Genomic DNA, 11,414 nt, shown 5'->3' with positions numbered 1-11,414 from the left:
GTCGGTCTCGTCGCATATTCTCTGCGCAATCGAACATACGTTCGATAAACCGACAGCAGGGGGATGCCATGACCATCATCGACTTCGTGAACGGGCGCCTGGCCGAGGAGTGGGAGGACGTCCAGCCGCCAGAGAACGAGTACACCGAGACCGAGTACACCGAGACCGAGTCCGTCGACACGGTCGAGATCGTGGCCGCCTACATCACGGCCATAATGCCGAGGGAATCGTGGCCGTTCTGGTTCGACGGGTGGCCGGGCGAGATCGAGGCTGCGGTGCTCGACGCCGTCTTCTCCGCCCGCGCGACGTACGGAACGGAAAGCACCGGGGTCCGAAAGGTCGTCGCCGCATGGAGAGCCGACCGCGGCGTCGAGCTCGACGACCTCCGGGCGTTCACCGCCCTCGAACCCGACGCACTGGTCGACGTGCTCGGCAACCGCCAGAGGGTCGCCGGCAACTACACCACCAAGGCAGAGGCCGCACGGCTGATAGCCGAGGCGCTCCTCGCCCTCGGAGTGCGCCACGCATCCGACATCGACGGCTCCGACCTGCAGAAGGCGGCCTTCACCTCTGTCGCGGGCGTGGGACAGATGTCCTGGGAGTGCTTCCTCGCCGTACTGGACGTTGCGACACCCGAGTCGGAGGCAGCGATCGCGGCCTTCGTGCGCCAGGCGGCCGGTTGGGAGGACGTCGACGTGGACCGCGAACTCGCCTCCGCCGCCTCCCTGCTGGACTGCAGCACCGCCACCCTCCGGCACAGCATCTGGAGGTATCAGCGCAAGCAGATGCGGCCGCGGAAGGTGATGGGTGAGGTGCGGGAGGACTAGACCCGAGGGCCGGCGCGGACGCGTCCGAGACCGTCCGCGTCGGCTAAACTCGTCCCGCACGCGCGAGTGGCGGAATGGCAGACGCGCCACACTTAGGATGTGGTGTCTTAGGACGTGGGGGTTCAAGTCCCCCCTCGCGCACCAGAGATTCCTCGTCTACGACGTGCTGTCGTTCACACTCGCCGTTCCGGTACCGTCGTGGTGTGGCAAATACCGGGAAGCGTCGCCGACCAGCATTGATTCTGCTGGTCATCGCGGCATCGGCCACCTGCCTGCTGCTCGGCTACTGGCAGCTCCAGCGGTTCGAGTCCTCCTCGGGAAGCGGCCAGAATCTGGGCTACGCCTTGCAGTGGCCGCTGTTCGCCGGATTCGTCGTGTTCTTCTACAAACGCTTCGTCCAACTCGAGGACGCCGACGAGGACGAACCTGCCGTTGCCGACGACGAACCCAAGGCGATACCCGACGGAATCCTTCCGGAGCGACCGTCGTTCGCGAACTACGTCGATACCGACGACGACCCCGAGTCGCGTCAGCTACTGGAATACAACACCTATCTCGCCGATCTGAATCGCGAGAGCGACAGGAGCAACTCGTGAGCACAGCTGACGCCTCGTCCAATTCGGTTGTCCTACAACCACGGATCGCTTCGGCGCTGACCCGCTATCGCGTTCTCGCGTACGTCACCGGCGTATGGCTGCTCGTGCTCACCGGCGAGATCATCTACAAATACGTCCTGCTCACCGACAGCAGCACGGCCCCGAGTTGGTTGTTCTACATCGGCCAGGCACACGGCATCTTCTACATGATCTACCTGGTGTGCACCATCGATCTCGCGATCAAGGCTCGATGGAAGCCGACGACGATCATCGGTGTCGCGCTCGCCGGAACCATTCCGTTCCTGTCCTTCGTGGCCGAGCACTACGTCACCAAGCGCGTGCGCTCGGGCGCGAAGCTCTGAGCTAAGCCCACTCCCGCAGCGCCGGAACCAGCTGACGCAACGCCCGCCCGCGGTGCGACGCCGCGTCCTTCTCCTCCGGACTCAGTTCGGCCGCCGATCGGGTCTCGCCGTCGGGGACGAAGACGGGGTCGTAGCCGAAACCGCCCTCGCCCTTCGGCTCTCGTGCGATCGAGCCGCGCCACTCGCCCCGCACGACGAACTCGCGGCCGTCCGGGAGGACCAGCGCGCAGGACGACACGAACGCTGCACCACGCCGGTCGTCGGGCACGTCCGCGAGCTGCGCCAGCACCAACGCGGTGTTGGCTGCGTCGTTGCCGTGGGTGCCGCTCCACCGAGCCGACAGCACGCCGGGCATGCCCCGCAACGCGTCGATCTCGACACCGGAATCGTCTGCCACACAAGCCATTCCGGTGGCGGCGGCGCCGTCACGAGCCTTCGCCAGCGCGTTCTCCTCGAACGTCGCCCCGGTTTCGGGTGCCTCCGGAAACGGCGGCACCGTGTCCAGACCCACCAGGGTGATTCCCTCGATGCCCGCTACGCCGAGAACGCGCTCGAGCTCGCGCAGCTTCTTCGGGTTGCGGCTCGCGACCAGGAGATCAGGCACCGGGAAGAACACCCGGGTACGGCTGCGCCAACGCCGCTCGCTGGACCTCGAACAGCTGCTCACATCCGGCGAGAGCGGAATCCATCATCTTGTCGAGAGTGGAACGCGAGAACGTCGCTCCCTCGGCGGTGCCCTGGACCTCGACGAGGGTGCCGGTGTCGGTGGCGACGATGTTCATGTCGACCTCGGCGCGCGAGTCCTCCTCGTACGGAAGGTCGAGGCGCACCCGACCGTCGACGACACCGACGCTCACCGCGGCGATGGCGCACGAGATGGGCTGAGGGTCGGCGAGCCGGCCGTGCGCGCGCAGGAACGTCACCGCGTCCGACAGTGCGACGAAAGCCCCGGTGATCGCGGCGGTACGAGTGCCGCCGTCGGCCTGTAGAACGTCGCAGTCGAGCGCGATGGTGTTCTCGCCGATGGCCGCGAGATCGATGCAGGCCCGCAGCGATCGTCCGACCAGGCGGCTGATCTCCTGGGTGCGCCCGCTGACCTTGCCCTTGACCGACTCGCGGCTGTTGCGCGTGTGCGTTGCGCCGGGGAGCATCGCGTACTCCGCGGTGAGCCATCCGAGTCCGGAACCCTTGCGCCAGCGCGGAACTCCCTGCTCGACGCTCGCGGTGCACATCACGCGGGTGTTGCCGAATTCGACCAGAACCGATCCGGCCGGATGGGACGTGAAACCTCGGGTGATGGTGATGGTGCGGAGTTCGTCGTCGGCTCTGCCGTCTTCTCGTGTGGACACGGCGCAAGCGTAGCGAATCAGATCTCGAGAACATCTCCCGGAGACACCGCGTGAACCGGGCCGTCGAAGGCCGCTTTGGCCTCGGCGATGACGTCTTCCCGCGAGGTCCACGGCGGGATGTGCGTGATCAGGAGTTCGCCGACGCCGGCGGATGCGGCGAGCTCACCGGCCTCGGTGCCGGACAGGTGGACACCCTTCGGTCGGTCCTCGGCGTGCGTCCAGGACGCTTCGGCCAGCAGTACATCGGCACCCGCGGCCAGTTCCCGCACCGCGTCGCACATTCCGGTGTCGCCGGTGTACGCGAGCACTTTTCCGGTGTCGCTGGTGATGCGAGATCCGTAGGACTCGGGCGGGTGGAACACCTGGCGGGTGAGGATCTTCAGCGCTCCGAATTCGATGACACCGCCGTCGCGCAACTGACGCAGATCGAGTGTGTCCGACATGTCGTCGATGCGTCCGCCGCACTCCGCCGAGGCGACACCGAGCCGGAACGCGGTGTCGGTGGGGCCGTAGACGATCGCTCGGCCCTCCGGCCGGGACGGGCCGTATCGGCGCCACACCAGAAGGCCGGGGACGTCGAGGCAGTGGTCGGCGTGAAGATGCGATAGCAGAACCGACACGGCTCCGGGGTCGGCGTAGCGCTGCAGTGCACCGAGTACGCCGGGTCCGAAGTCCAGCACAAGCGGCGGGGTGTTCGGCGCCCCGAGCAGATATCCGGACGCGGGTGAGTCCGGTCCGGAGACGCTCCCCGAGCATCCCAGAACGGTTAGACGCATGGCTGCCATGCTGCCAGAGAAGGACCCCTCAAACGAAAGAACGCGATCATCGAGGCGAAAGCACCGCGGCGGTGCCGGAACGTCGTGCGCGCCGCACATCCGACGCGAGTATCCACGCCGCGAGAACCCCCGCGACCGCACCGAACAGGTGCCCCTGCCACGAGATGCCTTCCTGGCCCGGGAGCACACCCCACAGCACACTTCCGTAGACCAGAAGCACCAGAACCCCGAGTAGCAGCTGCAACAGACTGCGCGTGAACACGCCCCGAACGATCAGGTAGGCCAACCAGCCGAACACCAGGCCGGACGCTCCCACGTGAATGCTCAGCGCACCGCCGGTCAGCCAGGTTCCGAAACCGCCGACGATCCAGATGATGGCGGTGGCGGCGAGGCCGCGGCCGATGCCCGACATCATGACGACGAATCCGAGCACCAGGATCGGGCCGGTGTTGGCGAACAGGTGGTCCCAGCCGTGGTGCAGCAGCGGCGCGAACGCGATCCCCTTCAGACCGTCGACGTCACGCGGTTCGATGCCGGCGTTGTCCAGTCGCAGGCCGGACGCCACGTCGATGGCCTCGATGACGTAGAGCAGGGCGACGAAGGACGCGGTCACCATGCCGGCGCGCAACCACAGGGGGCGCGTTCTGCGTGGCGCGGCCCGGTCGGGCACCAACATTCCCGTCGACGGATCGATCATGTGCCTTCACCCTTCTCCCGACACGAATGTACCGCCACGCGTCAGCGGAAGAGCGACGGAAATACCTCGCGATAGGTCGGAATGCCCGCGATCGACGTGGCAGCCAGCACTGCCTTGACGATGGCCCGCTCGACCACCGGAGCCACCGCACGGCACACGGCGTCCAGCACCCGCAGATCCGGCATCATCATGGGGTTGGCCTGCTCGTCGGTCGCGACCGTCGCTCCGCCCGTGGCGAGAGCGAAGATCGTGTCGCCGTCGAGTGGGGAGTGCGCCGGCCTGATGGCGCGCGCCAGACCGTCGTGCGCCGCCACGGCCATTCGGCGGCACCCCGCCGCGGACAGCGGTGCGTCGCACGCGACCACGCCGATCGTGGTGTTGAGCGAGGTCCCCTTCTCGGCCAGCGCCGCCGCGGCGGCAACCTCGGCCGGCGTCGGAGCGGGCCCGGACGAGCCCCACAGCACCCCGGTCGACGGATCGAAAACCGACCCGACCGGATTGCACACCATCAGGGCGGAGACGGTGACACCGGCGGCGGGGCCCGATGCAATCACCTCGCTGGCACTGCCGACCCCACCCTTGAGTACACCGGCCCGAGCGCCCGTTCCGGCGCCGACGGAGCCGAGGGCGAAATCCTCGGTCGCCGCGTCCGCGGCCAGGTATCCGAACTCCGCGGTCGGCCGGACCGCCCAGTCACCGACCGGCAGATCGAAGATCACGGCAGCCGGAACGATGGGCACGACGAACCCGTCGGCACCCATCGGAACACCGCGCCCGTGCTCCTCCGACCAGCGCATCACCCCGTCCGCGGCGGCGAGTCCGTACGCGCTGCCGCCGGTGAGAACAATCGCGTCGACCTGTTGGACAGAATGCGACGGGTCCAGCAGGTCCGTCTCCCGCGTGCCGGGTCCACCCCCGCGGACGTCCACCGCGGCGGTCGTTCCGACGGTCGTGCGGACGACGGTGCAGCCGGTCGCGCTCCCATGTCCGACGACGGACTCGGTTGCCACGGTGACGTCCCGATCGAGTAATTGGTGATGGCCCACGAGCAGGCCGGACACGTCGGTCAGGAGGTCGCGCGGCCCGGTGGTCACGGCATCAGCGCTTGGACCAGAGAATCCTGCATCCAGGTCAACCAGTGGTACACGTCGAGGTGCGGCGCACGCGGATCGTCGGCGTCGAACTCGTCCGGAGTGTCGGCCTCGATGCCCAGCGTGGTGCCGAGCGCGAGCCGAACGTCGTTCAGCGCGGTGAGCCAGGCGTCGGCCTGCTCGGGGGTGAGCACCACGCGGCCCCCGTCGGCTGGGAGCGTCTCGAGCACGACGGCACCGGCCGCGCGTTTCGCGTCGATGATCTCGGGTTCGTGCATGCTGCGCAGCGCGCCGTTCAGATCGGCTTGCTCGGCCAACTCCAACTGCGGGTCGGACGCGTCGGCACCCTCGGGACGGTGGAAGTCCGGAAGCAGTCGCGCCAACGTCGGATCGGTCGGCTTGGTGGTGTTGCCCGCCCTGATTCCCGTCAACTCGGCGAGATCGTCGACGGGCGTCTGCGACGCACGTTGCTCGAGCAACCCGCCGACGGACGAGACCAGCGATCTCAGGACGGCGGCTTCGCGACCGTCCATCTCGGACTTCAGCTTCGGACCCCCGAGACCGTTTCTACGGCTCCACTGTCGCACGCGCGAAAAACCCCTCTACGTATCGTGCTGCATGGTGGCCCACAGGCCGGCGGCGTGCAGGCGTTGCACGTCGAGTTCCATCTTGTCGCGCTCACCGGACGACACCACGGCCTTGCCCTCGGAATGCACCTGCATCATCAGCTCGGTGGCCTTGGGTTTGCTGTAGCCGAACAGCTTCTGGAACACGTAGGTGACGTAGTGCATGAGGTTCACCGGGTCGTCCCAGACGATGGTGACCCACGGCTTGTCCTCGGCGACGTCTTCGACGACCTGCGCCGTTTGCGTCGGTGACGCTTCGGGAACGGTCGTGGCAGTCGACATGAGAACAGGGTACGACGAGACCTCCGGACAGGTGAACCCCGTGTCCGTACAGTTTCCACTCGTGACGTCCACAGCGCTGTTCACCGACCAGTACGAGCTGACCATGCTGTCGGCTGCACTCCGAGACGGCTCCGCCGGCCGGCGCAGCGCCTTCGAGATATTCGCGCGCCGACTGCCGGGCGGCCGACGCTACGGCGTGGTCGCGGGCACCGGCCGCTTCCTCGACGCGCTGACTCGCTTTCGCTTCGGTGACGACGAGTTGTCCTCTCTCGCAGTCTTCCTCGACGACGCGACGCTCGAGTGGCTCCGCGACTACTCCTTCTCGGGAGACATCGACGGCTACCGCGAGGGCGAGCTCTACTTCCCCGGCTCCCCCATCCTCTCGGTGCGCGGAACCTTCGCCGAGTGCGTGATTCTCGAGACGCTGGCCCTGTCGATCTATAACCACGACAGTGCCGTTGCGTCCGCAGCGGCGCGGATGGTCGGCGCCGGCGCCGATCGCCCGCTCATCGAAATGGGGTCTCGGCGCGCCCACGAGGAAGCTGCCGTCGCGAGCTCACGCGCCGCCTACATCGCCGGTTTCGCGGCGACGTCCAACCTGGAAGCCGTTCGGCGCCACGGCATTCCCGGAGCCGGGACCAGTGCGCACGCCTTCACCCTGCTGCACACCACCGCCGCCGGGCCCGACGAGGCAGCGGCGTTCCGCAGCCAGATCGACGCGCTCGGGGTGGGCACCACACTCCTGGTGGACACGTACGACATCACCGAGGGCGTGGCCACCGCCGTTTCCGTCGCGGGACCGGAACTGGGCGGCGTCCGCATCGATTCGGGCGACCTCGGTGTGCTCGCGAGGCAGGTCCGTGAGCAGCTGAATTCACTCGGGGCGCAGCACACGAAGATCGTCGTCTCGGGCGATCTGGACGAGTACGCCATCGCCTCGCTGCGCGCCGAGCCCGTCGACACCTACGGCGTCGGGACGTCCGTCGTCACCGGTTCCGGCTCCCCGACCGCGGGCATGGTCTACAAACTGGTCGAGGTCGACGGTATCCCGGTGGCCAAGCGCAGCAGCCACAAGGAATCGCGCGGTGGGAGCAAGCGCGCGTTCCGGGTGTTCCGGCACACCGGCACCATCGTCGAGGAACTCGTGCAGGCCGCCGATGCGCCGCCGCCCACCGTCGGTGACCACACCGTCCGCGAACTGTCGATCCCGCTCGTACGGTCGGGCGAGCACCTGCCCGACCTGCCCGGAATCGCCGACGCCCGCGCGCTCGTGGGCGCCGGCCTGCGGTCGCTGCCGTGGGAGGGACTGGGACTCGCGCAGGGAGACCCCGCGATCCCGACGGTATTCTCGGCCCCGTGACCACTGCATTGCTCGTCGTCGACGTCCAGAACGACTTCTGCGAAGGCGGCTCGCTGGCCGTCGCCGGGGGCGCCCGTGTGGCGCAGTCGATCACCGACCTGATGTCGGCCGGCACCTACTCGGTGGTGGCGGCGACCCGCGATCACCATATCGACCCGGGGTCGCACTTCTCGGACACACCCGACTTCGTCGACAGCTGGCCGCCGCACTGCGTCGTGGGCACGCCGGGGTGCGACTTTCATCCCGCCCTCGAGCTGAGCCCCGTGCAGGAAGTCTTCTCCAAGGGCGAGTACGACGCGGCCTACTCCGGGTTCGAGGGAAAGTCCGACAGCGGTGTCGGCCTGGCCGACTGGCTGCGCGAGCGAGGTGTCGACGCGGTGCACGTCGTGGGCATCGCCACCGACTACTGCGTGAAGGCCACCGCGTCGGACTCGGCGAAGGAGGGCTTCGCGACGACCGTGCTGACGGACTACTGCGCCGCGGTGGCGCCGGACAACACGCCCGCGGTGCTCGGCGAGTTGAGCGAGCGTGGGGTTCACATCCGCTGACGCAGTAACCTTCTCCGGTGCCGCCCCTGTCATCGAAGAACAAGCCGGATCTGCCGACCGTTCCGAGTCTGCTGAAGACCGCGGTCACGGCGCTCGGCGGAACCGAACGTGCCGCCCAGGTCACGATGGCCTCGGCCGTGGCGCACAGCATCGACACCGGCGAACACCTCGCGGTGCAGGCCGGAACCGGTACCGGTAAGTCGCTCGCCTACCTCGTTCCGGCTCTGCGCCACGCCGTCGAATCCGGGAAGACGGTCGTGGTGTCCACCGCCACGATCGCCCTGCAGCGTCAGCTCGTCGACCGCGACCTCCCCCGCCTGTCCAAGGCGCTCACGTCGGAACTGAACCGCGCACCGAAGTTCGCGATTCTCAAAGGTCGCGGAAACTATCTGTGCCTCAACAAACTTCACGGCGCGCCCGTCGACTCGCCCGAGGAAGACCCGCTGTTCGACGCCTTCGCCGTGTCACGGCTCGGCCGCGAGGTGCAAGCGATAACGAAGTGGTCGTCCGACACCGAGACCGGCGACCGCGACGAACTGAAACCGGGCGTCAGCGATCAGGCGTGGCGGCAGATGTCCGTCACCTCACGCGAGTGCCCGGGCAAGTCCAGGTGCACCTACGGCGAGGACTGCTTCGCCGAGAAGGCGCGCGGCGAATCGGCGAAGTCCGATGTCGTGGTGACCAACCACGCGATGCTCGCCATCGACGCGATCACCGGCATCAAGGTGCTGCCCGAACACGACGTGGTGGTCATCGACGAAGCTCACGAGCTGGTCGATCGCGTCACGGGCGCCGCGACGGCCGAACTGTCGGTGTCGTCGATCGGTACGGCTGTGCGGCGCAGCGGCAAACTGGCAGACGACGAACTTCTCGATCGCCTCGCTGCGGCGGCCGAGGGTTTCGCCGCCCTGCTCGACGAATGCCGGGCGGGTCGGTGGGAGGAGCTTCCCGACGGCGCCGGCCACACTCTGGCCGCCATCCGGGACGCGGCGTGGTCTGTCCGAAGCGCCATCGGGCCGGCCGAAAAGGGTGATGCGGATGCGGCGGCGGCTCGGACTGCCGCCATTGCGGCCATCGACGAGGTGCACGACACCGCCGTGCGCATCCTCGAGACCTACCAGGAGACCGATCCTGCGAAGCGCCGCGACGTCGTGTGGCTGTCGGTGGACGAGTTCCGCGGCGTCGTGCGCCGCGTCGTGCGCGTCGCACCGCTGTCGGTGGGCGGGCTGCTGCGCAGCACCTTGTTCGCCGAATCCACGGTGGTGCTGACCTCCGCCACGTTGACCGTCGGCGGTTCCTTCGACGGTCTCGCGGTCAACTGGGGCCTGCCCGCGGAGAATCCGTCACGTGTCGACGCCGCCCTGGCGTCGGGTGTCGAGCCGCCGTCGGACGAGAAGACCATCCGCTGGAACTCGCTCGACGTGGGCTCACCGTTCGATCACCGCAAGGCGGGCATCCTCTACATCGCGAAACACCTGCCGACGCCGGGACGCGACGGTCTCGGTCCGTCCTACCTCGACGAGATCGCCGGACTCGTGGAGGCCGCAGGCGGGCGCACCCTCGGATTGTTCTCCTCGATGCGCGCGGCCAAGACGGCCGCGGCCGAGATGCGCGAGCGCCTCGACACCCCGGTCCTGTGCCAAGGTGACGACGCCAGCGGCGCGCTCGTCGACCGGTTCGCAGCGGACGAGCCGACCACCCTGTTCGGAACGCTCTCCCTGTGGCAGGGCGTCGACGTTCCGGGCCGCTCGCTCACGCTGGTCATCCTCGACCGAATCCCGTTCCCGCGGCCGGACGATCCGCTGCTCGTCGCGCGGCAACGCGCGATCGAATCTCGCGGCGGCAACGGCTTTCTCGCCGTCGCTGCCAACCACGCCGCGCTGCTGCTCGCCCAGGGTGTGGGCCGCCTTCTGCGCAGCGTCGACGACAAGGGCGTGATCGCCGTGCTCGATCCCCGGCTGGCAACCGCCCGGTACGGCGGTTACCTGCGGGCGTCGCTCCCCCCGTTCTGGGAGACCACGGATCCGGACGTCGCGAAAGCTGCGCTGAAAAGGCTGACGACCTAGTCGGTGCTGTCGAGGATCAACTGAACCGCCTCACGCGGCGCGTCCCACTGCGGAAAATGACCGCACCGGTCGAACCAGTGCACTGTCGCGTCGGGGAAGAGTTCCGCGGCACGGGAGGCCTGCTTCGGCACTGTCACCAGATCTCGCCGCCCCCACCCGATCGTGACTCGACCGGGCACTGTGCCGGCTGCGGCGCCCTGCTGCTTGGGCCCGTGGAGCAGGGCATCCAGGGTGGCTCCGACCGACGGGGAGTCGGCCAGGCCGCGTACGTCCGGCAGCACGGTCTCACGCGAGAGCGCCCAGGGGCGCGCCGACAACTGCGCCAACAACAGGGATCGTCCCGCGGGGTTTCCGAGCAGGGTGGGCAGCGCGCCTCGCAGCGCCTTGACCAGAGCTATCGACGGCTTCAGGGTGGCGCCGAAGACGGTGAGCTCGCGGTCGCTCCAGAACCCGCCGGGATCCAGCGCCACGGCATCGCCGCCGACTCCCCGTCGTGCGAGTTCGAGAACGAGCCGGGCGCCCACCGAGTGTCCGACGGTCGAGATGCCGTCCAGCTCCTGCTCGCGGATGAAGTCCGCCACGGAGTCGGCCAGGGTGGCGATCGAGACCTCGCCGGTCAGCGGCGGGGTCTCACCGAAACCCGGTAGGTCGATGGCGATCACCTCGCGGTGCCTGGCCAGGTCGTCGAGGATCGGCGCCCAGGATCGCGACCCCGCGCCCAGACCGTGTACGAGCAGGAGAGGGCTGCCCTGTCCGGTTCTGACATGATTCAGCGTCATCGCATCCACGCTATCGCAGTCGACGAGGCCGTCAGGATCTCCGGGGGCTCGGCGA

The 11,414-nt window shown here is 68.2% G+C and carries 14 protein-coding genes and 1 tRNA gene; 7 read left to right on the top strand and 8 right to left on the bottom strand.

Annotated elements, in window-relative coordinates:
• Positions 1-68: 68 nt before the first annotated feature.
• The 4 genes from AC59JP_RS00135 to AC59JP_RS00120 all read left to right on the top strand — a co-directional run bounded on the left by AC59JP_RS00135 (position 69) and on the right by AC59JP_RS00120 (position 1,785).
• Complete coding sequence (locus AC59JP_RS00135) at positions 69-827, top strand: DUF8548 family protein (RefSeq protein ID WP_497323587.1); 759 nt, start codon at positions 69-71, stop codon at positions 825-827.
• Between the two features lie 60 nt (positions 828-887).
• Positions 888-971, top strand: a tRNA-Leu gene (locus AC59JP_RS00130).
• Positions 972-1,030: 59 nt separating this feature from the next.
• A complete protein-coding gene (locus AC59JP_RS00125; protein WP_497323586.1) occupies positions 1,031-1,423 on the top strand; it encodes a transcriptional regulator in 393 nt (130 codons plus the stop codon).
• On the top strand, positions 1,420-1,785 hold the full coding sequence (locus AC59JP_RS00120; protein ID WP_497323585.1) for a DUF3817 domain-containing protein: 366 nt from the start codon (positions 1,420-1,422) through the stop codon (positions 1,783-1,785). Before AC59JP_RS00125 ends, AC59JP_RS00120 begins: the two co-directional genes overlap by 4 nt.
• Before the next feature lies 1 nt (position 1,786).
• Here the strand turns inward: AC59JP_RS00120 and rdgB are convergent, their stop codons facing one another.
• The 7 genes from rdgB to clpS are packed head-to-tail and all read right to left on the bottom strand — an operon-like array spanning position 1,787 to position 6,606.
• A complete protein-coding gene (rdgB, locus tag AC59JP_RS00115) occupies positions 1,787-2,389 on the bottom strand; it encodes an RdgB/HAM1 family non-canonical purine NTP pyrophosphatase (RefSeq protein WP_497323583.1) in 603 nt (200 codons plus the stop codon).
• Positions 2,382-3,134, bottom strand: coding sequence for a ribonuclease PH (gene rph, locus AC59JP_RS00110; protein WP_497323582.1), 753 nt, complete (start codon positions 3,132-3,134; stop codon positions 2,382-2,384). Before rph ends, rdgB begins: the two co-directional genes overlap by 8 nt.
• Before the next feature lie 17 nt (positions 3,135-3,151).
• Complete coding sequence (locus tag AC59JP_RS00105) at positions 3,152-3,910, bottom strand: cyclic nucleotide-degrading phosphodiesterase (RefSeq protein ID WP_497323581.1); 759 nt, start codon at positions 3,908-3,910, stop codon at positions 3,152-3,154.
• Between the two features lie 46 nt (positions 3,911-3,956).
• Positions 3,957-4,607: a rhomboid family intramembrane serine protease gene (locus tag AC59JP_RS00100; RefSeq protein WP_497323580.1), complete on the bottom strand. Its 651-nt coding sequence runs from the start codon at positions 4,605-4,607 to the stop codon at positions 3,957-3,959.
• A gap of 41 nt (positions 4,608-4,648) precedes the next feature.
• On the bottom strand, positions 4,649-5,701 hold the full coding sequence (locus AC59JP_RS00095; RefSeq protein ID WP_497323579.1) for a P1 family peptidase: 1,053 nt from the start codon (positions 5,699-5,701) through the stop codon (positions 4,649-4,651).
• Positions 5,698-6,285, bottom strand: coding sequence for an oxidative stress transcriptional regulator AosR (aosR, locus tag AC59JP_RS00090; RefSeq protein ID WP_497323578.1), 588 nt, complete (start codon positions 6,283-6,285; stop codon positions 5,698-5,700). The genes AC59JP_RS00095 and aosR overlap by 4 nt, the downstream gene beginning before the upstream one ends.
• Before the next feature lie 15 nt (positions 6,286-6,300).
• A complete protein-coding gene (gene clpS, locus AC59JP_RS00085) occupies positions 6,301-6,606 on the bottom strand; it encodes an ATP-dependent Clp protease adapter ClpS (protein WP_497323577.1) in 306 nt (101 codons plus the stop codon).
• Between the two features lie 61 nt (positions 6,607-6,667).
• Here clpS and AC59JP_RS00080 point away from each other — a divergent pair, with 61 nt between their 5' ends.
• From AC59JP_RS00080 to AC59JP_RS00070, 3 genes are read left to right on the top strand one after another with little or no spacing between them, the layout of a single operon-like run.
• Positions 6,668-7,966 carry a nicotinate phosphoribosyltransferase gene (locus AC59JP_RS00080; protein WP_497323576.1) on the top strand — a complete coding sequence of 433 codons (1,299 nt, stop codon included), beginning with the start codon at positions 6,668-6,670 and terminating at the stop codon, positions 7,964-7,966.
• On the top strand, positions 7,963-8,514 hold the full coding sequence (locus AC59JP_RS00075; protein WP_497323575.1) for a nicotinamidase: 552 nt from the start codon (positions 7,963-7,965) through the stop codon (positions 8,512-8,514). Before AC59JP_RS00080 ends, AC59JP_RS00075 begins: the two co-directional genes overlap by 4 nt.
• 17 nt (positions 8,515-8,531) lie before the next feature.
• Positions 8,532-10,580 carry an ATP-dependent DNA helicase gene (locus tag AC59JP_RS00070; protein WP_497323574.1) on the top strand — a complete coding sequence of 683 codons (2,049 nt, stop codon included), beginning with the start codon at positions 8,532-8,534 and terminating at the stop codon, positions 10,578-10,580.
• Here AC59JP_RS00070 and AC59JP_RS00065 read toward each other — a convergent pair.
• Positions 10,577-11,359 (bottom strand): alpha/beta fold hydrolase, encoded by a 783-nt coding sequence (locus tag AC59JP_RS00065; protein ID WP_497323573.1) that lies wholly within the window; start codon positions 11,357-11,359, stop codon positions 10,577-10,579. The two genes, AC59JP_RS00070 and AC59JP_RS00065, sit on opposite strands and share 4 nt — an antisense overlap.
• Positions 11,360-11,414: the final 55 nt, after the last annotated feature.

It is taken from the genome of Rhodococcus sp. 320_ES, assembly GCF_059691855.1.
The sequence above is the reverse complement of the archived record's forward strand: the minus strand, read 5'-3'. Positions and strand labels throughout refer to the sequence as shown.